Source organism: Variovorax sp. WS11, from assembly GCF_010499245.1.
Classification (GTDB): Bacteria; Pseudomonadota; Gammaproteobacteria; order Burkholderiales; family Burkholderiaceae_C; genus Variovorax.
In genome coordinates this window covers 432969-453627 of the sequence record NZ_JAAGOW010000002.1, presented here as the reverse complement: position 1 = coordinate 453627, position 20659 = coordinate 432969, and the positions used below count along the sequence as shown (strand labels likewise).

General features: G+C 68.5%; 20 protein-coding genes. 12 read left to right on the top strand and 8 right to left on the bottom strand.

What is annotated here, in order from left to right:
* The 7 genes from GXN78_RS22680 (at nucleotide 1) to GXN78_RS22650 (ending at nucleotide 5917) form a co-directional block, all read left to right on the top strand.
* Nucleotides 1-1512, top strand: a complete 1512-nt coding sequence (locus GXN78_RS22680; RefSeq protein WP_106557160.1) for an efflux transporter outer membrane subunit — start codon at nucleotides 1-3, stop codon at nucleotides 1510-1512.
* 43 nt (nucleotides 1513-1555) lie between these two features.
* Complete coding sequence (locus GXN78_RS22675) at nucleotides 1556-1939, top strand: hypothetical protein (protein ID WP_106557159.1); 384 nt, start codon at nucleotides 1556-1558, stop codon at nucleotides 1937-1939.
* 97 nt (nucleotides 1940-2036) lie between these two features.
* Nucleotides 2037-2483: an SRPBCC family protein gene (locus GXN78_RS22670; protein ID WP_106557158.1), complete on the top strand. Its 447-nt coding sequence runs from the start codon at nucleotides 2037-2039 to the stop codon at nucleotides 2481-2483.
* 149 nt (nucleotides 2484-2632) lie between these two features.
* Nucleotides 2633-2854 carry an RHS repeat domain-containing protein gene (locus tag GXN78_RS22665; RefSeq protein WP_106557157.1) on the top strand — a complete coding sequence of 74 codons (222 nt, stop codon included), beginning with the start codon at nucleotides 2633-2635 and terminating at the stop codon, nucleotides 2852-2854.
* Nucleotides 2855-2924: 70 nt separating this feature from the next.
* The gene (locus GXN78_RS22660; protein WP_106557156.1) at nucleotides 2925-4214 is read left to right on the top strand and encodes a transglutaminase domain-containing protein; all 1290 of its coding nucleotides are present in this window, start codon (nucleotides 2925-2927) and stop codon (nucleotides 4212-4214) included.
* A 216-nt stretch (nucleotides 4215-4430) separates the two neighbouring features.
* Nucleotides 4431-5204, top strand: a complete 774-nt coding sequence (locus tag GXN78_RS22655) for a hypothetical protein (protein WP_106557207.1) — start codon at nucleotides 4431-4433, stop codon at nucleotides 5202-5204.
* Nucleotides 5198-5917: an aspartyl/asparaginyl beta-hydroxylase domain-containing protein gene (locus GXN78_RS22650; protein ID WP_164255662.1), complete on the top strand. Its 720-nt coding sequence runs from the start codon at nucleotides 5198-5200 to the stop codon at nucleotides 5915-5917. The genes GXN78_RS22655 and GXN78_RS22650 overlap by 7 nt, the downstream gene beginning before the upstream one ends.
* Nucleotides 5918-5929: 12 nt before the next feature.
* Here the strand turns inward: GXN78_RS22650 and GXN78_RS22645 are convergent, their stop codons facing one another.
* The 5 genes from GXN78_RS22645 to GXN78_RS22625 all read right to left on the bottom strand — a co-directional run bounded on the left by GXN78_RS22645 (nucleotide 5930) and on the right by GXN78_RS22625 (nucleotide 12053).
* Nucleotides 5930-6370, bottom strand: coding sequence for a CBS domain-containing protein (locus tag GXN78_RS22645; RefSeq protein ID WP_106557154.1), 441 nt, complete (start codon nucleotides 6368-6370; stop codon nucleotides 5930-5932).
* 44 nt (nucleotides 6371-6414) lie between these two features.
* The gene (locus GXN78_RS22640; RefSeq protein ID WP_106557153.1) at nucleotides 6415-7470 is read right to left on the bottom strand and encodes a 2-oxoacid:ferredoxin oxidoreductase subunit beta; all 1056 of its coding nucleotides are present in this window, start codon (nucleotides 7468-7470) and stop codon (nucleotides 6415-6417) included.
* Nucleotides 7467-9329 (bottom strand): 2-oxoacid:acceptor oxidoreductase subunit alpha, encoded by a 1863-nt coding sequence (locus tag GXN78_RS22635; protein ID WP_106557152.1) that lies wholly within the window; start codon nucleotides 9327-9329, stop codon nucleotides 7467-7469. Before GXN78_RS22635 ends, GXN78_RS22640 begins: the two co-directional genes overlap by 4 nt.
* A gap of 59 nt (nucleotides 9330-9388) precedes the next feature.
* Nucleotides 9389-11221 (bottom strand): FAD-dependent oxidoreductase, encoded by a 1833-nt coding sequence (locus tag GXN78_RS22630; protein WP_106557151.1) that lies wholly within the window; start codon nucleotides 11219-11221, stop codon nucleotides 9389-9391.
* A 142-nt stretch (nucleotides 11222-11363) separates the two neighbouring features.
* On the bottom strand, nucleotides 11364-12053 hold the full coding sequence (locus tag GXN78_RS22625; protein WP_204162269.1) for a helix-turn-helix domain-containing protein: 690 nt from the start codon (nucleotides 12051-12053) through the stop codon (nucleotides 11364-11366).
* 110 nt (nucleotides 12054-12163) lie between these two features.
* Between GXN78_RS22625 and GXN78_RS22620 the strand changes: the two genes are divergently transcribed.
* Complete coding sequence (locus GXN78_RS22620) at nucleotides 12164-13039, top strand: methyltransferase domain-containing protein (protein ID WP_106557150.1); 876 nt, start codon at nucleotides 12164-12166, stop codon at nucleotides 13037-13039.
* Between the two features lie 22 nt (nucleotides 13040-13061).
* Here GXN78_RS22620 and GXN78_RS22615 read toward each other — a convergent pair whose 3' ends face one another.
* From GXN78_RS22615 to GXN78_RS22605, 3 genes are read right to left on the bottom strand one after another with little or no spacing between them, the layout of a single operon-like run.
* On the bottom strand, nucleotides 13062-14828 hold the full coding sequence (locus GXN78_RS22615) for an adenylate/guanylate cyclase domain-containing protein (RefSeq protein WP_204162268.1): 1767 nt from the start codon (nucleotides 14826-14828) through the stop codon (nucleotides 13062-13064).
* A gap of 60 nt (nucleotides 14829-14888) precedes the next feature.
* On the bottom strand, nucleotides 14889-16028 hold the full coding sequence (locus GXN78_RS22610; RefSeq protein WP_106557148.1) for a patatin-like phospholipase family protein: 1140 nt from the start codon (nucleotides 16026-16028) through the stop codon (nucleotides 14889-14891).
* Between the two features lie 14 nt (nucleotides 16029-16042).
* Complete coding sequence (locus GXN78_RS22605) at nucleotides 16043-16990, bottom strand: LysR family transcriptional regulator (RefSeq protein ID WP_106557147.1); 948 nt, start codon at nucleotides 16988-16990, stop codon at nucleotides 16043-16045.
* 121 nt (nucleotides 16991-17111) lie between these two features.
* On the opposite strand from GXN78_RS22605, the gene GXN78_RS22600 reads away from it, so the two are divergent.
* The 4 genes from GXN78_RS22600 to GXN78_RS22585 are packed head-to-tail and all read left to right on the top strand — an operon-like array spanning nucleotide 17112 to nucleotide 20657.
* Nucleotides 17112-18272: a CoA transferase gene (locus tag GXN78_RS22600; protein ID WP_106557146.1), complete on the top strand. Its 1161-nt coding sequence runs from the start codon at nucleotides 17112-17114 to the stop codon at nucleotides 18270-18272.
* Nucleotides 18273-18283: 11 nt separating this feature from the next.
* Nucleotides 18284-19273, top strand: coding sequence for a hydroxymethylglutaryl-CoA lyase (locus tag GXN78_RS22595; RefSeq protein ID WP_106557145.1), 990 nt, complete (start codon nucleotides 18284-18286; stop codon nucleotides 19271-19273).
* On the top strand, nucleotides 19270-19650 hold the full coding sequence (locus tag GXN78_RS22590; protein WP_106557144.1) for a VOC family protein: 381 nt from the start codon (nucleotides 19270-19272) through the stop codon (nucleotides 19648-19650). The genes GXN78_RS22595 and GXN78_RS22590 overlap by 4 nt, the downstream gene beginning before the upstream one ends.
* 38 nt (nucleotides 19651-19688) lie before the next feature.
* Nucleotides 19689-20657 carry a tripartite tricarboxylate transporter substrate binding protein gene (locus tag GXN78_RS22585; RefSeq protein ID WP_106557143.1) on the top strand — a complete coding sequence of 323 codons (969 nt, stop codon included), beginning with the start codon at nucleotides 19689-19691 and terminating at the stop codon, nucleotides 20655-20657.
* Nucleotides 20658-20659: the final 2 nt, after the last annotated feature.

Sequence of the window (20659 nt, the reverse complement as noted above, 5' to 3'; positions counted from 1 at the left end):
ATGAAGAAACCGCAACGCTCCTCCTCTTTGATGTTCCGCTGCGCGCCCCTGCTCGCAGCGCTGATGCTGGCCGGCGGCTGCGCCGTCGGGCCGGATTTCAAGGCGCCCGCGCCCGAGGCGCCGGCCGATTTCTCGGCCTGGCACGGCGGCTCGGCCGAGCTGCTCGATGCGCAGGCGCGCGATGCAGCCGGTACGCCCCTCGGCTGGTCGGCCTTCGGCGACCCGGTGCTCGATGCGCTGATGGCGAAGGCGCTCGCCGTCAACCACGACCTGCAGACCGCCGCACTGCGCTTTGCCCAGAGCCGCGTACAGCGGCAGCAGGCCGAGGGGCAGCGCGGCCCGCAGCTCAATGCCAGCGCCGCCGTCGCGCGCCAGCGCCAGAGCGAGGTCGGCTCCGGCACGCGGCTGATCGATGCGCTCAACCCCTCGAACCGCGAGCAGCTGATCGGCGCGCTGAGCGAGCCGCACAACCTCTACCAGGCCGGCTTCGATGCCTCGTGGGAGCTCGATCTCTGGGGGCGCGTGCGGCGTGCCGTCGAGGCGGCCGATGCCGACGTCGTGGCCTCGCAGGCCATGCTCGCGCAGGTGCAGCTGGCCGTGCAGTCGGAGCTGGCGCGCAACTACTTCGAGCTGCGCACGGCCCAGCGGCAATTGCGCATCGCGCGCGCCGACATCGCCGCCAGCGAGGAGACGCTGACGCTGGTGCGGGCGCGCGCCGACGGCGGCCTGACGACCGATCTCGACGTGCGGCGGCAGGCGGCCCAGGCGGCGGATCTGCGCGCGCGCCTGCCGCAACTGCTGAGCCAGGAGGCGCAGGCCAGCAACCAGATCACACTGCTGCTCGGCGAACGGCCCGGCGCGCTGCAGGCGCAGCTCGCGGCGCCTGCCGACGGGCCTGCAGCTGCCTTGCCCGATCTCTCCCCGGGCCTGCCTTCCGAGGTGGCGCTGCGCCGCCCCGACATCCGGCGCGCGCAGGCGCAACTGCATGCGGCCACCGCGAACATCGGCGTGGCCGTGGCCGACCTGTATCCACGCATCACGCTGGGCGCGAATTTCGGTTTCGAGTCGGTGGGGAGCCGCAACTTCGGCGAGTGGGGGAGCCGGCAGTGGTCCGTCGGGCCGAGCCTGCAATTGCCGATCTTCGATGGTGGAAGGCGCCGCAGCACCGTGACCCTGCGCGAGCTGCAGCAGCAGGAAGCGGCCGTGGCCTACCAGCAGACCGTGCTGAAGGCCTGGCACGAGATCGACGATGCGTTGAGCGCCTATGCCGCAGAGCGGCAGCGGCATCTGCAGCTCGCCGACAAGGAGCGGCAGAGCCGGGATGCGTGGGAGCTGGCGCGGGTGCGCTACGCGCATGGGCTGACCGATTTCCTGGTGCAGCTCGACGCGCAGCGCACGCTGCTGCAGGCGCAGCGGGACCAGGTGGACAGTGGAGGGCGGCTGGCGATGGATCTGGTGATGCTGACCAAGGCGCTGGGCGGGGCCGGGGACCCGAACCCAGCGCAGCCCTAGTGGGCCACTAGGGCAATCGGGTCTCTGGCATGCTGCCTCTTGCATGAACCTGGACCCCTTCGTCAGCGTCGACGGAATCCCCTTCTCGGTCTCGCGCGAGGAGATCGTGAAGATGCGAGGCCAGCCCTCGAGGACCGGCCGGAACGACGTCGGGCTGAACGAGCTCGACTACCAGTCGGTGGTCTACCGGTTCCAGGACGGCGGGAGGCTGGAAGAGATCACCTTGCAGGCGCGGGTGGTGAGCTTCGGCAATGTCGCGGTGCCCTTCGATGCGCTGGCGTCCTTTGTGCGGCGCGAGGATCCGGGGGTGTTCGAGCGCGCGGGCTTTGTCGTCAGCCCGCGCTTCGGCCTGGCCTTCGATCCGGATGAGCCGCTGTGGGTGACGGCGCTTGCGGCGCATTGCCTCGATGAGTGGCGGGCTCTGTGAAGCGCGCCCTCTGGCAGGATTCGCGGCTTCCTGGTCCTTGCGCTGCAGTGGGATCATTCGTAGGCTCCCAGACTTTCGGAATCGAAAGGAGAAATTCATGGGCACCAACACAGTCAAACTGCATCGAGTCATTGCCGCGAAACCGGAAAAGATCTATCGGGCCTTCCTCGACGCCGACGCCAAGGCGCGTTGGCTGCCACCCAATGGCTTCACGGGGAAGGTTCACAGCATGGACGCCAAGGTGGGCGGCAAGTACAAGATGTCGTTCACGAACTTCACCACGGGCAAGAGCCACTCCTGGGGCGGCGAATACCGCGAGCTCGTGCCGAATGAGCGGTTGCGCTACACCGATGTGTTCGACGACCCGAACCTGCCCGGAGAGATGCACGTCACGGTCACGCTGAAGCAGGTCTTGGTGGGCACCGAGCTGACCATCGTCCAGGAAGGCGTGCCTGACGTGATTCCGCTGGAAGCGTGCTATCTGGGCTGGCAGGAGTCGCTGCTGAACCTGGCGAGGCTGGTCGAACCAGAGATCAACGACTGACCCGCGCGGAGGAGTGCGAGTTCGGACTTGTGCTCCAGCGAACAGAAAGCAGGCAGAAGTCTTACAGGCCTGTCCTACCAAGTTTGGTAGTTTCGCAAGGCACCCATTCAAGGCCTAATGCGCCCCGTCAACAGCAACGGGAAAAACGCATGAAACCATCCACGTCGCGTCGCGACGTCCATCGAGCAGCCCTGGCCGGGCTTCTGTTGCTGGGCGCCGGTTCCAGCCACGCCGGAACAGTGAGCTATGGCTATGACGCCTTGGGGCGTCTGGCCAGTGCCGTCTACAGCAACGGCAGCTCCGTCACCGCCATCACCTACGGGTATGACGCTGGGGGCAATCGCACCTCGGTGGTGACCACTTCGCCGTAGCCAGCCGGCTCTCGCTGCACGTCCGAATGCGTGCAGCAAGTTCTCCAACAAAAATCCTCGGGGAGTTCCCATGTCCAAGCTCGCGCGCGCCTGCGCCGTTGTCGTGGCCGTTGCCACATCGCTTGCAGGCGGCATCGCTGCCGCGCAGATTCAGAGCGGTGCGGCTCGCAAGGCGGCACCGCCTGCGGTCGCCCTCGGCGTTCCCGTCGCAAGTGCCAATGTCAAGGGCAATGCCAGCCAGCGCTCGTCCCCCAATGCCACGGCGGGCTCGGGCAGTTCCCTGAACTTCGCCAGCGGCCAGCCCGCCTTGCGCTACCTGCCGGACGACCTGCCCACGGCCAAGGACCCGGTGCGGCGCGAGGCCGTCAAGGACGGTGCGAAGGAGGCGGCCGTTCTCCCCGCCCGCGGCGCTACCGCAGTTGGCGCTGCCGGCGCCGGCGAGTTCGCCCCAGCCCCCGGCGTCCTGCGCGCCAACATGCCCCCGGTCACCTTCGCCGACGCGCAGCGCGTCCTGAAGGCGAGGGTGCTTCCGGCCAACGTCAATCAAGGCGTCACTGCGGCCCCCAAGACCAGCAAGACCTCGACCTCGACTTCGGTCATGAAGATCTCCGGCGATGGCAACGCCCTGGGCCCGGCCTCCATCGCCGAGCTCGCCCGCTCCTTGCGCCACCACCCCGACCTCATCTACCAGTACGTCCGCAACAACATCGAGTACTACCCCACCTACGGCACGCAAAAAGGAGCCCTCGGCGCCGTCCTCGACAACCAAGCCACGGCACACGACCAGACGGCCTTGATGGTCGAACTCCTGCGCGCCTCCGGCTTCGAGGCCAACTACGTGCGCGGCATCGCCAAGCTCAGCGCCGCCCAGCTCAGTGAGTGGTGGGGCGTGAGCACCGCCAACGCCTGCGGCGTCCTGTCCCTGCTCGGCCAGGCCCAGATCCCCGTCTACGAGATCAACGCCACCAGCGCCGGCAGCTGCCCGGGCACCGTGGCCGCACTCACCGATGTGTCCTTCGAGCACGTCTGGGTCAAGGCCAGGATCAACGGCAGCTGGGTCGTCTTTGATCCGAGCTACAAGCCCCACACCTTCAAGGCCGGCATCGACCTTGCCAGTGCCGCCGGCTACAACGCCGCCAACCACCTGGCCTCGGCCCAGAGCGGCGCCACCGTTGCGGCCGACTACGTGCAGAACATCAACCGCACCAACAACAACCCGGCAAACAGGGACGGACGCTTCCAGATTGATCGCCCGCGAAGCAATGGAACTGGCCGCTGGTCTGGGAAGCGCCATCAGCAGCGGCTGGAGCGCTTCAGTGGCGGCGTTCCAGAACGAATCCCCCGCGGGCATCGCGCTTAAGAGCGTGGAGGGGTTGAATCCCACGGTGGGTGCGGCTGTGGGCGCGGGTGTTAAATTGGCCGGAACCGTAAGTGCTCCCACGCAATCTTTGATGATCGGACTTCCGGTCGCGGCTTGCGGGTAGCTTGGACGCGTTGCTCGACACCAGCTCACGAACAGCAGGCCAAGGCTCGCTTCCCAGGCCGGGAGATGTACGAGAACATGCTAAGGCACCGGATGACCCTTTCCCCTTCGCCGCATGCGCGAGACCTCCTTGTGTCCTACTTCTGGAGCGGCGATCACATCCGCAGTCGAAGCGTGAGCGATGTCGTGCTCTCAGGCACCGTCGATGTGCCTGTGCCGCCTGCAAGGCTGTTGGCGGATTGGGAAAGGGAGACATCGATGCGCCTGGGCCTGGAGCCCGGGGACGTCGAGGCATTGCCGTTGGCGCGAGCGCGTGCGCGTTGGCCGGACTACAGGCACTGCGTGCATGCGGCGTCCGATTGGACGCGCACGCTCGGCCTGCAGGAGGTGCTGGCCGCCAGCGACGTCGCCCTCATGGCTTGCCGCGGCGCGAAGTACCACCACGACGGCGCGCACTACGGCGGCGCGGCCTTTTGCAATCTCTTCCTGAGCGAGGACAAGGGACTGGACTTGCACTTTCCCGTCGCAGGTCATCGAATTCCCCTTGCCAGGGGCACCGCTGTGATCTTCGATACGGGCCAGCCGCACGCCGTCATCAGGCGCCAGAGCGGCAGCTTCGATGTGGCCGACTTCGGGCCTGACCAGGATTGCACCCAAGTGTTCCTGACCTGGGAGCTTCCTGTCGAACATGCCGATGTCGGGCGCGTGCTTGGGGTCGACTTCGACATCGACCCTTCGACCTCGTTGCAACTGGATGAAGAGCAGGTCTGGTTGAACGGCGCGCAGGCTCGCGTATGCCCGGATTCTGGTCGCTGGTTCTCAACCAACGGATCGATGAAAGTCACAACTCCAAGAAGCCCATGCTGAGGAACCTGCCCGCCCGCATCCTGTTCCGCACGCTCATGGCCGCCGAGCGCATGAACAGGCGTCATTCCCTGCTCGGCGACAAACCTTTCTTCGCGTCCGGCGATCTGCCCTGGCCCCGGCTTCTGGAGGCCCGAACCCCCGAGATCCGCGCCGAACTGGACGCCTTGCTCAAGGACGTCCAGAGGCTCCCGAGCTTCCAGGACATTTCGCCGGAACAGGCGACGCTGACCAGCGATGCCGGCTGGAAGACCTTCTTCTTCAAAGGCTACGGCGTCGACTTCCCGAAGAACATGCAGCGCTGCCCGCGCACCGCCGAGGCGCTGGCGCTCATTCCCGGCATGAAGACGGCTTTCTTCTCCATCCTGGCCCCCGGCAAGGTCATCCCCGAGCATCGGGGCCCCTACAACGGGGTTCTCAGGTATCACCTCGGCCTGCGCGTTCCGGCATCGGACGAGACTTGCGCCATTCGCGTCAACGGCATCCTCAGGAACTGGTCCGAAGGCGAGTCGCTGGTCTTCGACGACACCTTCATGCACGAGGCATGGAACCGGACGCCGCATTGGCGCATCGTTCTTTTCGTGGATTTCCTGCGGCCCCTGCCGCTCGTGCCGCGCCTGGTCAACAAGCTCATGATGGAGGTCATGCAACGCACGGCCTTCGTGAAGGTCGCGGTGAAGAACCAGGCGCGGTGGGAAGACGGGTTCTACAGCTAGCGCTGGCGCTCTCTACCCCAACACGTCATTCACCTGCGCATTGAATTCCGCCTGCCCCAACGCCACGCCGATCTCCCTCGGCAGCGCATCCCTCACCGAAAACACCCCCAGGATCTTCTTCCCCGACAGCAGCGGCAGGTGCCGGAACCCCCGCTCGAGCATCAACACCACCGCATCCGACACCAGCGTCTCCGGCGACACGCAGATCGGATTCGGCGTCATCACCTCGCGCACGGCGGTGTGATCCGGATCGAGCCCCCTGGCCAGCACCCGCGTCATCAGGTCGCGCTCGGTGAGGATGCCCAGCAGGATGTCCGGGGGCTCCATGATGAGCACGCTGCCGCAGTTGGCGCGGGTCATCACGCCTGCCGCATCGCGCACGCTGGCGTGCGGGCCCAGGCTCAGCACGTGCTTGCGCGATATGGACTGAAACACAGTACGTTCTTCCGCCATGGCCCATCCTCCAGCAAAAGCGGCATGTTGCGACGAGGCCGCGCTTAGCGCAAGGAGGCGTTGAGTTTTTCAAGCGCCGCACCGCCGGGGCAGAGCTCGCCGGGCCCCAACTGGTTGAGCGGCCGGGCGCTGGTGTTGAGCGCCGTGTGCAGGTCGGTCGCCAGCGGGTCGACGTAGAGCAGCCCGGTCACCACCTCGCCCATCTCCTGGTGCCGCTGCATGTACGCCATGGCGGCATGGCGGTCGCCGGGGTTGTAACCCGCGTGCAGGCTGCGCAGCCGCAGCAGGGTGCCGTCGTGCTGGCGCACATCCATCACCTCGCCGGGCGCCATGTCCACGCTGATCTCCTCCCGGCTGTGGATGAAGTCGATGCGGCTCACCGCTTCGTTGTGTTCGCGCACGTAGTCGTAACTTTTGGTACTGCCGGGGTGGTTGTTGAATGCGACGCAAGGGCTGAGCACGTCGATGAAGGCGGCACCGCCGTGGCTGATCGCGCCCTTGATCAAGGGCACGAGCTGCGCCTTGTTGCCCGAGAAGCCGCGTCCGACGTAGGTGGCGCCCAGCTGCAGCGCCATGCCCACCAGGTCGACCGGGCTGTCGGTGTTGATCGCGCCCTTCTTGCTCTTGGAGCCCTCGTCGGCGGTGGCGGAGAACTGGCCCTTGGTGAGGCCGTAGACGCCGTTGTTCTCGACGATGTAGGCCATCCGCACGCCGCGCCGCATGGCGTGGGCGAACTGGCCGAGGCCGATGGAGGCCGAGTCGCCGTCGCCCGAGACGCCCAGGTAGAGCAGGTCGCGGTTGGCCAGGTTGGCGCCGGTCAGCACGCTGGGCATGCGGCCGTGCACGGTGTTGAAGCCGTGCGAGGCGCCGAGAAAATAGTCCGGGGTCTTGGAGCTGCAGCCGATGCCCGAGAGCTTGGCGACGCGGTGCGGCTCGATGTCCAGCTCCCAGCAGGCCTCGATGATCGCGGCCGAGATCGAGTCGTGGCCGCAGCCGGCGCACAGGGTGGAGATCTTGCCCTCGTAGTCGCGCCGCGTGTAGCCGACCTTGTTGGTGGCCAGCGTGGGGTGGCGCAGCTTGGGCTTGGCCAGGTAGGTCATGCAGTCTCCTTGGTGTCGCTGCCGGCGCCCGGCGCCTGCTTGCGCACATGCCCAGCGATCGCCTCGGTGACGAAGCGCGCCGTGATGGGCGTGCCGTCGAAATGCAGCACGCGCACCAGCCGGGCCGGGTCGATGTCCAGCTCGTTGATCAGCAGGCTGCGCATCTGGGCGTCGCGGTTCTGTTCGACCACGAAGACCTGCCGGTGCCCGGCCAGGAACTGCACCACGCTCTGCGGGAAGGGGAAGGCGCGCAGCCGCATCGCGTCCAGGTGGATGCCGCGGGCCTCGAGCGCTTCCAGCGCCTCGTGCATGGCAGGGCTGGTCGAGCCGAAATAGATCACGCCCAGCTCGCTCGCCTGCGCGGCCGGCCTCAGCACGGGCTGCGGCACCATCGCAGCGGCGGTCGCGAACTTCTTCAGCAGCCGCTCCATGTTGTAGATGTAGTCGGGCCCGCGCTCCGAGTAGCGCGCGTAGGCGTCGCGGGTGGTGCCGCGGGTGAAGAAGCTGCCCTTGGTCGGGTGCGTGCCGGGCAAGGTGCGCCAGGGGATGCCGTCGCCGTCCACGTCCTTGTAGCGGCCGAAGTCGCGGCCGGCTTCCAGCTCCTCGGCCGTCATGACCTTGCCACGGTCGTAGGCACGGCTCTCGTCCCATTCGAAGGGCGCGCACAGGCGCTGGTTCATGCCGATGTCCAGGTCGGTCATCAGGAACACGGGGGTCTGCAGGCGATCCGCTAGGTCGAGCGCGGCGGCGGCATGCTCGAAGCACTCGTGCGGGTCCTCGGGGAACAGCAGCACGTGCTTGGTGTCGCCGTGCGAGGCGTAGGCGCAGCACAGGATGTCGGCCTGCTGGGTGCGCGTGGGCATGCCGGTGGAAGGCCCGCCGCGCTGCACGTTGATGAGGGTGACGGGGATCTCGGCGAAGTAAGCCAGCCCGATGAACTCGGCCATCAGCGAGATGCCCGGGCCCGAGGTCGCGGTGAAGGCGCGCGCGCCGTTCCAGCCGGCCCCCACCACCATGCCGATCGACGCCAGCTCGTCCTCGGCCTGCACGATGGCGAAGCGGTTCTGGCCGGTGGACTGGTCGACGCGGAACTTGGCGCAGTACTTCTGGAAGGCCTCGGCCACCGAGGAGGAGGGCGTGATCGGGTACCAGGCCGCGACCGTGGCGCCGCCGTACACGCAGCCCAGCGCCGCGGCGCTGTTGCCGTCGACGAAGATGCGCTTGCCCACGCGGTCGGCGCGCCGCACCCGCAGCCCCACCGATGCGCTCAGGTGCTCGCGCGCGAAGTCGCAGCCCAGGTGCAGGGCCTGCACGTTGGAGGCCAGCAGCCTTTCCTTGCCCCTGTACTGCTCGCCGAGCAGCTTCTCGACCACCTCGGGCTCGATGCCCAGCAGGATGGCCAGGGCGCCGACGTAGACGATGTTCTTGAACAACTGGCGCTGGCGCGGGTCGTGGTAGACCGCGTTGCAGATCTCGGTCAGCGGCATGCCGATGACGCGGATGTCCTCGCGGAACTTCGAGGGAGGCAGGGCGCGCGTGCTGTCGTAGAACAGGTAGCCGCCGGGCACCAGTTCGGCCACGTCGGCGTCCCAGGTCTGCGGGTTCATCGCGACCATCATGTCGGTGCCGCCGCGCCGGCCCATGTAGCCGGCTTCGGACACGCGCACCTCGTACCAGGTCGGCAGGCCCTGGATGTTGCTCGGGAAGATGTTGCGCGGGCTCACCGGCACGCCCATGCGCAGGATGGCCTTGGCGAAGAGCTCGTTGGCCGAGGCGGAGCCGGAGCCGTTGACGTTGGCGAACTTGATGACGAAGTCGTTGACGGCTTCGATGAAAGGCGTGGCGGCCGCGCTCGCCATCTCGTGGGCTTCGCGGCCCTCCAGCGGGGGCTTTGCGCCTCTGGGCGGAAGTGTGGCGCTCATGCCGGCACCCCCTGCTTCGGTGCAACGCGCGCATCGCGAGACTGCGGCCCCGCCGGCGTCATCTTGATCAGGAACTTCTGCATGTCCCACGCGCCGGTGGGGCAGCGCTCGGCGCACAGCCCGCAGTGCAGGCAGACGTCCTCGTCCTTGACCATCACGCGGCCGGTCTTGAGCCCGCCGGACACGTACAGGTCCTGCGCCAGGTTGAGCGCCGGCGCCTTCAGCCGCTGACGCAACTCCGCCTCCTCGCCGTTGGCGGTGAAGCTGATGCAGTCCATCGGGCAGATGTCCACGCAGGCATCGCATTCGATGCAGGCGACCTCGGTGAACACGGTCTCCACATCGCAGTTGAGGCAGCGCTCGGCCTCCTTGAAGGCGGTGGCGGCGTCGAAGCCCAGCTCCACCTCAACCCGGATGCTGGCCAGCGCCATCTCCGCCTTGGCCCAGGGCACCTTGTAGCGCAGGTCGTTGGTGATGTCGTTGTCGTAGCTCCACTCGTGGATGCCCATCTTCTGCGACATCAGGTTGGTCATGGGGGCAGGGCGCAGCTGGATCGACTCGCCGTGCAGCAGCCGGTCGATCGACACCGCGGCCTCGTGCCCGTGGGCCACGGCCTCGATGATGTTCTTGGGGCCGAAGGCCGCATCGCCGCCGAAGAACACATGCGGCACGGAGGACTGGAAGGTCGTCTTGTCCAGCACCGGCAGGCCCCACTTGTCGAAGTCGAGGCCGCAATCGCGCTCGATCCAGGGGAAGGCGTTCTCCTGGCCCACCGCCACCAGCACCTCGTCGCATTCGAAGAAAGCCTCGGGCTCGCCGGTGGGCACCAGCGAGCGCCGGCCCTGCGCGTCGTACTGCGCGCGGACGATCTCGAACCGCATGCCCACCAGCTTGCCGTCTTCGAGGACGAAGGCCTTGGGCACGTGGAAGTTGATGATGGGGATGCCCTCGTGCTGCGCATCCTCCTTTTCCCACGGCGAAGCCTTCATCTCCTCGAAGCCGCTGCGCACGATCACCTTCACGTCGGTGCCGCCCAGGCGGCGCGCCGAGCGGCAGCAGTCCATGGCGGTGTTGCCGCCGCCCAGCACGATCACGCGTTCCCCGATGCTCGTGATGTGGCCGAAGGAGACGGAGGCCAGCCAGTCGATGCCGATGTGGATGCGGGCCGCGGCCTCTTGTCGGCCGGGCAGGTCGAGGTCGCGCCCGCGCGGGGCGCCGCAGCCGACGAAGATGGCGTCCCAGTCCTGCGCCATCAGGGCCTTCATCGAGTCGATGCGCTCCCCGCCGCGGAACTCGACGCCGAGGTCCAGGATGTAGCCCGTCTCCTCGTCGATCACCGACTCGGGCAGGCGAAAGTGCGGGATCTGCGTGCGCATGAAGCCGCCGGCCTGCGTGCCCTCGTCGAACACCGTCATCTCGTAGCCCAGCGGCGCCAGGTCGCGCGCGACGGTGAGCGAGGCCGGCCCCGCGCCGATGCAGGCGATGCGCTTGCCGTTGCGCGGCTCGGGTACCGGCATGCGCGCGCGCACGTCTTCCTTCATGTCGGCGGCCACGCGCTTGAGCCGGCAGATCGCCACCGGCTCGGGCTTTTGCGCGTTGCTCTCTTCCACCCGCCCGCGCCGGCAGGCCGGCTCGCAGGGCCGGTCGCAGGTGCGCCCGAGGATGCCCGGGAAGACGTTCGACACCCAATTGATCATGTAGGCGTCGCCGTAGCGGCGCTGCGCGATCAGTCGGATGTACTCGGGGACGGGGGTGTGCGCCGGACAGGCGTACTGGCAATCGACGACCTTGTGGAAATAGGCCGGGTTCGCGATATCGGTTCGCTGCAAAGCTTTGTCTCCTTGCTGCCGCCCGGGGCCCTCGTGGGTGGGCCGATGCGGGCTTTTCCGCCAGTATGCGCCGCGTGCGGCGCAAAGGGGGCTCGGTGAAAGCCCTCAGCGTGTCATGGTCCCGCGGCGAGCGAAGGGCGCCTCAAGCCCGCGCCGCGGTCCGCGTTTCGGCGAAGGCGCTGCGGCCCAGCCAGCGCCACAGGTCGCGGGCATCGCGCGCTCCGCCGGTGAGACGCACCCGCCGCTCGCGGATCTGGTCCTCCGCCTCGCGGTCGCCGGTCCAGATCTCGGTCAGCGCGAGCACGGTCGATTCGACGACGAGCGTCGGCTCGTCGCCCGGGTTGTCGCGGCAGAGATCGGCCGTGCCCTGGTCGATCACCAGCCACCAGCGCCGCTCGCCCTCGGGCGCATCGGTGAAGCGGAAGTGGACCACGATGCAGCGTCCGGCCGGGCATTTGTCCAGGTGCACGAAGCGGCGGATGTCCCACATCAGGAAGCCCGCGTCGAGCTGCCCGCGCTTGAGGCGGCTGCCGATCCAGCGTGCGCCCCAGTGGCCCAGTGCCATCACGATGGGGCGCAGCTCCTCGCCGGCACCGGTGAGGTGGTACTCGGCCGAGATGCCCGTGCCCTGGACGCGCTTGACCACGCCGACCTCCTCGAGCTTGCGCAGGCGCTGCGCGAGCAGCGAGCCCGACATGCGCGGCACCCCTCGCCGGATGTCGTTGAAGCGCGTGCTGCCGCACATCAGCTCGCGCACCACCAGCGGCGTCCAGCGCTCGCACAGCACCTCGGCGCCGCGCGCGACGGTGCAGAACTGGCCGTAGTCGATCATGGCGCCAATCTAGCTTCTTGCGCGCTCCGAGGCCAGTACAGATTCTGGACTGGCGACGCGAGCTCCGCGCGGCCATCCTTGCGGCATCACCCCACCTCAAGGAGAGCACCATGAGCACCGTCGCCACCCCGCCTGTCTTCGATCCCGCCGCCTTCAAGACCACCACCCGCGCGCAATGGCAGGCCGCGGCCGAGGCCTGGCATCGCTGGGGCCCCTTCCTCGGCCGCTGGCTCGGCGCCGCGACCGACACCATGTTCGAGCTCGCGCGCATCGGGCCGGGCTCGCGCGTGCTCGACGTCGCGGCCGGTGCCGGCGAGCAATCGATAGCCGCCGCGCGGCGCGTGGGCGCGTCGGGCCACGTGCTCGCCACCGACATCGCGCCTGCGCTGCTGGAACGCGCCACGGCCGATGCCCGGGCCGCCGGGCTCACGAACCTCGAGGTCCGCGAACTCGACGGCGAGGCGCTCGACACCCTGCCGGCCGCGAGCTTCGATGCCGTGATCAGCCGCGTCGGCCTGATCTACTTTCCTGACCAGCAGCGCGCGCTGGCGGGCATGCGGCGGGCGCTGCGGCCGGGCGGGCGCGTGTCGGCGGTCGTGTACTCGACGCCCGAGCGCAACGCCTTCTTCTCGATCCCCGTGAAGATCATCCGCGAGCGCGCCGGCCTGCCGCCGCCGCTGCCGGGGCAGCCCGGGCCTTTCTCGCTGGGCGGGGAGGGCGTGCTCGAGGCCGCCTTCGCGAAGGCGGGGCTGCAGGAGATCGAGGTGCGCAAGGTGCCTTCGCCGGTGCGGCTGCCGAGTGCGGCGGAGTGCGTGCGTTTCGAGCGGGAGTCCTTCGGGGCACTGCACCAGATGATGATCGGGCTGGGCGAGGAGGAGCGGGCGCGGACCTGGGAGGCGATCGAGGTCGCGCTGCGGGGCTTCGAGACCGCGGAAGGGTTCGAAGGGCCGTGCGAGATGCTGGTGGGGGCGGGGACGGTGTCCTGAACGGCCCGGCCGCCCTGCCGGGTCAAGCCACCAACCCGGCCTTGCGCAGCCCCGCCACGAAGCGCTCGAGCGGCGCCGGGCTGGTGTAGGGCAGGACGCGCAGCGTGAGCTCGATCGTGTAGCCGGGATGCAGGGCCATCAGCTCGCGCCAGATCCGGCCGGCCTCGTCGCGGCGGCCGATGTGGCCGTAGAGCGACGCCAGGTAGGCGCGCGTGACGTCCGACCCTGGCATCTGGATCAGGCGGCGCTTGAAGCTCACTTCGGCCTCGGCGTCGTGCCCGAGGGCGAATTGAGCCCGCCCCTGCGCATGCCGCCACAGGCTGAACTCCGGGTCGAGGCGCAGGGCCTTCGCGAGCGATTCGATCGCCTCCGCGTGCCGCCCGGAGAAATCCAGGATGATGCCCAGCGTCCCATGACTCTGGGCGGAGTTGGGGTCGAGCGCCACCGAGCGCCGCGCGGCGCTCTCGGCCTCGTCCAGCCTGCGCAGCCACATCAGCGCGTTCGACATCGCGTGATGCGACATGGGCTCGGCGGGGTCCGACTCGCAGGCCTTGCGCGCGATCGCCAGGTTTTCTTCGAGGTCGTCCGCCGTCCGGCCGTTCCAGGCGTTGGCGTACTCGACGCCGCGGGCGATCGCCAGGTAGGCATAGGCCTGCGCCAACTCCGGGTCGATCGTCAGTGCGCGCTCCAGCATCTCGCGCGTCTCGACCAGGGCCGGTTCCGTGAATTGCACGATGCAGCTCTTCGCGCGAATGAGATAGTCGTAGGCCTCGCCGTTGACCTTGCCGCGATCGTGCCGGCGCGCCTCCTCGTTGCCGGTGAGCCGCACCTCCAGCGTCTCCACGATCTTGCGCGTCACCTCGTCCTGCACCAGGAAGATGTCCTCGAGGTCACGGTCGTAGCGGTCCGCCCAGACATGCCCGCCGGATTCGGCATCGATGAGCTGCACGTTGATGCGCACCCGCATTCCGTGGCGCCGCACGCTGCCCTCGAGCACGTGCCGCACGCCCAGCTTGGCGCCCACGTCCTTGATGTCGACGTTCTGCTTCTTGAAGGTGAAGGTCGAGTTGCGCGCGATCACGAACAGGCCGGAGATCTTGGAGCAGTCGGTGATGATGTCCTCGGTGATGCCGTCGGCGAAGTACTCCTGCTCCGGGTCGCCGCTCATGTTGGTGAAGGGCAGCACGGCCAGCGAAGGCCGGTCCGGCAGGCGCAGTGCCGGAGAGGTCGAGCGCGAGGGTGGGGGCGAGGGCGCCGGCTCGGCAGGCTTCAGCTGGAAGGCGTGGACCAGGTGCGCGATGTTCTTCATCGGCTGCTCGCCCTGGTCGACAAAGCTGGCGACGATCCGGTCGCGCACGGCCCCGTGCACCGCGTCGGACACGACGATGCCGCCCGCCTCGGCCACCGCGCACAGCCGCGAGGCGATGTTCACGCCGTCGCCGTAGACCGTGCCGTCCGCCTTCTCGATCACGTCGCCCATGTGGATGCCGATGCGAAAGAGCATGCGCCGGTCCTGCGGCACGCTGCCTGTGGACGCGCCCAGCTGCTGCTGGACGGCGATGGCGGCCGTCACCGCGCCTGCCGCGGTCTCGAACACGGCGAGCACCGAATCGCCGGCCATGTCGATCACGCGGCCATGGCCGGCCTCGATGCGGCTGCGGAAGACCGCGCGGGCGGCATCGAGCGCGGCCACGGTGCCGCGGTCGTCGATGGCCATCAGGCGCGAATAGCCCACGGCGTCCGCCGCGAGGATGGCCAGCAGGCGTTGTTTGAGATCAGCCGAGTTCACCGATGCCAACTCCATGGGGAACACACCAGAGCCGCTGCATATTACGCTCCTCGCGGGCGCTCAGCGGTGCTCGATCACGCCCTCGATCGGATCCACCGCGGCTGTCTCCCACGGTGCCTGCGCGATCATGCGCCGCGCGTCGGCCAGGCCCGCCGCGCGGCGGGCCCGCACGGTCGCCGCGGTGAAGTCGATGTCCTTGGTCTGGTCCTCGCCGCCCAGCGGCGTCGCCACCAGGTGCGCGACGTGCATGAGGGTGCCGCAGCCGTAGGCGGCCAGCTCCACCACCTCCGGGTCGGCGCGCCGCGCGGCCGGGATCTTCTTTTGCAGCTCGCGAATCACGTGGCGCAGCCGGTGGATCTGCTTCTGGCGCGCGATGTGGCTGTCGGCCCGGCTGGCGTACTGGATGTCCTTCTGGCGCGCCATCACCTCGAGGATCGACTGCGGCTCCGGCGCGGCCTGCTGCCACATGTTGACGGCGAAGATGAGCGAGTCGCGGCGAGGCTTGTCGTCGAGCACGGCCTCGATGGGCGTGTTGGAGTAGATGCCGCCGTCCCAGTAGGGCTGCCCGCCGATGCGCACGGCCGGAAAGGCCGGCGGCAGGGCGCCGGAGGCCATCACGTGCTCGATGCCGAGCTGCTCGTCGCGGGTGTCGAAGTAGCGCATCTCGCCGCTGCGGGCGTTCACCGCGCCCACCGTCATGCGCATGCGGCACAGGTTCAGGTAGTCGAGGTCGAGCAGCTCGTTCAGCGTCTCGCGCAGTGGCGCGGTGCTGTAGTAGGAAGCAGCCTCGATGCCGAGCGGTGCGGCCGGCCCGCGCAGCGCGTGCAGGTTGGGCGTGAAGAAGTCGGGAATGCCGCGCACCAGGGTCGCCATGTTCGACAGCAGCCGGCCCAGCTCCGGCCATGCCGGCAGCTCGGGCCCGGCGGTCAGTGCCTGGATCTGCGTCCAGAAGCGATCGAGCCGGTCGAGCCGCCGCTCAGGCGGGTTGCCCGCGATCAGCGCGGCGTTGATGGCGCCGATGGAGGTGCCGATCACCCAGTCGGGCTCGATGCCCGCCTCGTGCAGCGCCTGGTAGACGCCGACCTGGTAGGCGCCCAGCGCGCCGCCGCCCTGGAACACCAGCACCACCTGGCCGGGCAGGGTGCGCTTGGCCGCGGGCCCGGGCGGGGCGTTCGTGCGTTGCCTTCTTGTGTTCGCCATGGCGCCTTCTCCGATCAGGTCGCTGCCGCGCGTTCCGCGCCGGGCCGGTGGTCGTCGCCCGAGGCCGCGAGGTGCCGCAGCAGCAGGCCCGCGGCCGGCGACAGCGCCTCGCCGGTCTTGGTGGCCATCAGCAGCCGGCGCACCGCCCAGGCGTCCTTGAGCCGCACGACGCGCAGATCCAGCACGCTGACCTGCGCCGAGCAGGCCGCCAGCGGCACCACGCCGATGCCCAGGCCGGCCGCGATCATGTGGCACATCGCATCGAAGCTGCGCACCTGCACCCGCAGCCGCATCGGAACGCCGGCCTGCTCGGCCGCGCGCGAGGTCAGCTCCAGCAGCGAGCTGCTGCGGTTCAGGCCCACGAACTCGTAGCCCAGGCAGGTCTTGAAATCGACCCGCTTCAGGCGCGCCAGGGGATGCTGCCTGGCGCACAGCACCACCAGCTCGTCGGTCTGGAAGGGCGCGATGTCCAGCCCGTAGGCCGGCGTGTTCTCGGCGAACACGCCGACGTCGGCCAGGCCGTCGACCAGGGCGCGCACGATGTCGCCGCTCAGCTGCTCCTCGACCTCGACGCGGATGTCGGGATGCCGCTCCAGAAAGGTTGCGAGCGCCGTTGGCAGGAACTCGGTGAGCGCCGACATGTTGGCCCACAGCCGCACATGGCCGCGCACCCCGGCCGCGTAGTCGCCCAGCTCGCTGCTGAACTGCTCGAAGCCCTGGAACAGGCGCATTGCGTGCTGCATCGCCACGTGGCCGGCCGGCGTCAGCGCAATGCCCTGGGCGCTGCGCTCCAGCAGCTTCGAGCCGGTGGCGCTTTCGAAATCGGAAAGGCGCCGGCTCGCCGCCGAGAGCGCCAGGTGGCAGGCCTCGGCGCCCTTGGTGATGCTGCCCGATTGCGCCACCGCGCAGAACAGGCGCAGGGTGACGAAGTCGATGCGGGCCGGGTTGATGGTGCGGACCATGGGGCGATTCTAGGGAGGGCCTTCGCATTTTGCGAAGCCCTTCTGCCGTCAAAGCAATTCCGCAAAGGCCGCCGCTTTTCTACAGTGGAGGCCATTCCACTCAAGAGACAAACGCAACGCCATGAACGCACTCGAAGGCCTCAAAGTCCTGGAGCTCGGCCAGCTCATCGCCGGCCCTTTTGCCGGCAAGACCCTGGCCGAATTCGGCGCCGACGTGATCAAGGTCGAGCCCGCCGAGGTCGGCGACCCGCTGCGCAAGTGGCGCATGCTGCGCGACGGCAGCTCGGTGTGGTGGGAAGTGCAGTCGCGCAACAAGCGCTCGGTCTGCCTGGACCTGCGCAGCACCGAAGGGCAGGAGGCGGTGCGCGCCCTGGCGCTCGAGGCCGACGTGCTGATCGAGAACTTCAAGCCCGGCACGCTGGAGGGCTGGGGCCTGGGCTGGGAGCAGCTGCATGCGCTCAACCCGAAGCTGGTGATGCTGCGCATCTCGGGCTACGGCCAGACCGGCCCTTACCGCGACAAGCCCGGCTTCGGCGTGCTCGGCGAATCCATGGGCGGGCTGCGCTATCTCAGCGGCGAGCCGGGCCGGGTGCCGGTGCGCGTGGGCATCTCGCTGGGCGACACGCTGTCGGCGCTGCACGGCGTGATCGGCGTGCTGATGGCGCTCTACCATCGCGCGGCCCACGGCGGTGAAGGGCAGTTCATCGACGTGGCGCTCTACGAGTCGGTCTTCAACGTGATGGAGAGCCTGCTGCCCGAGTACGACGCTTTCGGCGCGGTGCGTGAGCGCGCCGGCAGCGCGTTGCCGGGCATCGCGCCTACCAACGCCTACCGCTGCAACGATGGCCACTACGTGCTGGTGGCGGGCAACGGCGACAGCATCTTCCGCCGACTGATGCGCGTGATCGAGCGCCCCGACCTGGAGGACGACCCGGCCCTGCGCCACAACGACGGCCGCGTGGCGCAGGTCGAGATGCTCGATGCCGCCATCGAGGCCTGGACCGTGCAGCGCAGCCGCGACGACGTGCTGGCTGCGCTCGATGCGGCCGGCGTGCCGGTCGGGCGCATCTACACGGTGGCCGACATCGCGAGCGATCCGCAGTACCTGGCGCGCGAAATGATCATCGAGGCGCCCACCTCCGATGGCCGCACGCTCAAGGTGCCGGGCATCGTTCCCAAGCTCAGCGCCACGCCGGGCCGCATCGCGCATCCGGCGCCGCGACTGGGCGAGCACGACGATCAATTGCAGCCCGGCGCCGGCTGGCCTGCGCGCACCCACTGAAAGGACTTCGCATGAACACCGGAAACGGCACGCGCCTTTACGTCAACGAGGTCGCCACCCGCGACGGCTTCCAGATGGAAAGCCGCTTCATCCCCACCGACGACAAGATCGCGTTGGTCGACCGCCTGAGCGGCCTGGGCTACGCCAAGATCGAGGTCACCTCCTTCACCGCGCCCAAGGCCATCCCGGCGTTGCGCGACGGCGAGGAGGTCATGGGCCGCATCGCGCGCCGCCCCGGCGTGGTCTACACCGCGCTGGTGCCCAACCTGCGCGGCGGCGAGCGCGCGCTGGACAGCCGCGTCGACGAGTTCAACATCGTGATGTCGGCCAGCGAGACCCACAACCTCGCCAACCTGCGCATGACGCGCGAGCAGTCCTTCGCGCAGCTGACCGAGGTGATCGCGCTGGCGCGACAGGCGAAGGTGCCGGTGAACGTCTCGCTGTCCTGCGTGTTCGGCTGCCCGATGGAGGGCGAAGTGCCGCTCGACGGCGTGCTGGGCTGGGTCGACCGCTTCGCCGCGCTGGGCGTGGCCGGTATCACCCTGTGCGACACCACCGGCATGGCCTATCCGACGCAGGTGCAGGAGGTCTGCGCGAGCGCGCTGGCGCGCTTCGAGGCGCTGGACTTCACCGCGCATTTCCACAACACCCGCGCCATGGGCCTGGTCAACACGGTGGCGGCGGTCGAGGCTGGCGTGCGCCGCTTCGACATGTCGCTGGGCGGCATCGGCGGCTGCCCCTATGCGCCCGGCGCGACCGGCAACGTCGCGACCGAGGACGTGATCCACATGCTGCAGTGCATGGGCTACGACACGGGCATGGACCTCGACGGCCTGATCGGCGCCGCGGCCCAGCTCGAAGCGCTGGTGCAGCACGAACTGCCGGCTCAGGTCTCCCGCGCCGGCCACCGCCTCACGCGCCATGCGCCGCCGGCGGATTTCAGCGAGATCGTCGAGCGCGCAAAGGCGCGTGGCGAAGGCAGAAAGGAGCCGCAAGCATGATCGACCATCTGGACCACCTGGTGCTGACCACCGCCGACGAGCCCGCCTGCGTGCGCTTCTACGTCGAGGTCATGGGCATGGCGCTCGAGACCTTCGGCGAGGGCCGCAAGGCCTTCCGTTTCGGCAACCAGAAGATCAACCTGCACCTGAAGGGCCACGAGTTCGAGCCCAAGGCGCAGGCGCCGATGCCCGGCGCGCTCGACCTCTGCTTTATCGCCGCCGTGCCGTTGGACGACGTGATCGCGCGCCTGCAAGAAAAGCAGGTACCCATCATCGAAGGCCCCGTGATGCGCACCGGTGCGACTTCGCGCATCCGCTCGGTCTATGTGCGCGACCCGGATCTCAACCTCATCGAGATCTCGGAGTTGAAGGCCTGAGCACCCGTACGCGTTTTTTTTTGAAAAGGAGACAAGACATGAAACTCGCCCCCCGTCTGCTCGCGGCCTGCGCCGCATTCGCCGTGATGGCCTCGCACGCCGACACCTTTCCCTCGAAACCCATCACCTTCATCGTCCCCACGGCGCCGGCCGGCTCCACCGACATCATGGCGCGCCTGGTCGGCGATCCACTGTCGCGTGCGCTCGGCCAGCCGGTGGTGGTCGACAACAAGCCGGGCGCCAGCGGCAACATCGGTACCGAGACCGTGGCTCGCGCCGCGCCCGATGGCTACACGCTGCTCATGCAGTACTCCGGCTACCACGTGGGCAACCCCGCGCTGTTCCAGCAGATCAAGTGGAACCCGACCAAGGACTTCGTGCCGGTCGCGCTGGTGATGCGCGCGCCGCACGTGGTGGCGGTCAGCGGCAAGCTGCCGGTCAACTCGATGAAGGAGCTGATCGAATACGGCAAGAAGAAGGGCGACGGCGGCCTCAACTACGCCTCCTCCGGCAACGGCTCGATCCAGCACATCGCGGGCGAGCTGCTGTCGCGCCAGGCGAAGCAGCCGATGACCCATGTGCCCTACAAGGGCTCGGGCCCGGCAATCAACGACCTGATCGCGGGCAACGTCGACATGTTCATCACCACGCCGCCCTCGGTGATCGGCCACATCGCGAGCGGCAAGCTCAAGGCGCTGGCCTATACGGGGACCCAGCGGCACCCGTCGATGCCCAACGTGCCGACGTCGGCCGAGGCCGGGCTGCCCGGCTACGAGGTGGATTCGTGGTTCGCGGTCTTCGCGCCGGCGAAGACACCGCCGGAAATCGTCGCCAAGCTGAGTGGCGAAATCCGCAAGATCGTCGAGAGCGAGAGCTTCCGCAAGAAGGTGGATGACCAGGGCGCCTTCGCCGTCTACATGGACCCGCCCGCGCTGGGCAAGTTCGTGGACCAGGAACTGGTGAAATGGTCGAAGGTGATCAAGGCGGCCGACATCAAGGCCGACTAGAG

Bases quoted from the DNA above. Each gene is read 5' to 3' on its own strand.
- GXN78_RS22680 (WP_106557160.1), top strand. From the start codon at position 1: ATGAAGAAACCGCAACGCTCCTCCTCTTTGATGTTCCGCTGCGCGCCC.
- GXN78_RS22645 (WP_106557154.1), bottom strand. From the start codon at position 6,370: ATGGCGGAAGAACGTACTGTGTTTCAGTCCATATCGCGCAAGCACGTG.
- GXN78_RS22620 (WP_106557150.1), top strand. From the start codon at position 12,164: ATGAGCACCGTCGCCACCCCGCCTGTCTTCGATCCCGCCGCCTTCAAG.
- GXN78_RS22610 (WP_106557148.1), bottom strand. From the start codon at position 16,028: ATGGCGAACACAAGAAGGCAACGCACGAACGCCCCGCCCGGGCCCGCG.
- GXN78_RS22585 (WP_106557143.1), top strand. From the start codon at position 19,689: ATGAAACTCGCCCCCCGTCTGCTCGCGGCCTGCGCCGCATTCGCCGTG.
- GXN78_RS22650 (WP_164255662.1), top strand. From the start codon at position 5,198: ATGCTGAGGAACCTGCCCGCCCGCATCCTGTTCCGCACGCTCATGGCC.
- GXN78_RS22590 (WP_106557144.1), top strand. From the start codon at position 19,270: ATGATCGACCATCTGGACCACCTGGTGCTGACCACCGCCGACGAGCCC.
- GXN78_RS22635 (WP_106557152.1), bottom strand. From the start codon at position 9,329: ATGGCGAGCGCGGCCGCCACGCCTTTCATCGAAGCCGTCAACGACTTC.
- GXN78_RS22625 (WP_204162269.1), bottom strand. From the start codon at position 12,053: ATGATCGACTACGGCCAGTTCTGCACCGTCGCGCGCGGCGCCGAGGTG.
- GXN78_RS22605 (WP_106557147.1), bottom strand. From the start codon at position 16,990: ATGGTCCGCACCATCAACCCGGCCCGCATCGACTTCGTCACCCTGCGC.
- GXN78_RS22655 (WP_106557207.1), top strand. From the start codon at position 4,431: ATGACCCTTTCCCCTTCGCCGCATGCGCGAGACCTCCTTGTGTCCTAC.
- GXN78_RS22675 (WP_106557159.1), top strand. From the start codon at position 1,556: ATGAACCTGGACCCCTTCGTCAGCGTCGACGGAATCCCCTTCTCGGTC.
- GXN78_RS22670 (WP_106557158.1), top strand. From the start codon at position 2,037: ATGGGCACCAACACAGTCAAACTGCATCGAGTCATTGCCGCGAAACCG.
- GXN78_RS22665 (WP_106557157.1), top strand. From the start codon at position 2,633: ATGAAACCATCCACGTCGCGTCGCGACGTCCATCGAGCAGCCCTGGCC.
- GXN78_RS22660 (WP_106557156.1), top strand. From the start codon at position 2,925: ATGTCCAAGCTCGCGCGCGCCTGCGCCGTTGTCGTGGCCGTTGCCACA.
- GXN78_RS22595 (WP_106557145.1), top strand. From the start codon at position 18,284: ATGAACACCGGAAACGGCACGCGCCTTTACGTCAACGAGGTCGCCACC.
- GXN78_RS22600 (WP_106557146.1), top strand. From the start codon at position 17,112: ATGAACGCACTCGAAGGCCTCAAAGTCCTGGAGCTCGGCCAGCTCATC.
- GXN78_RS22640 (WP_106557153.1), bottom strand. From the start codon at position 7,470: ATGACCTACCTGGCCAAGCCCAAGCTGCGCCACCCCACGCTGGCCACC.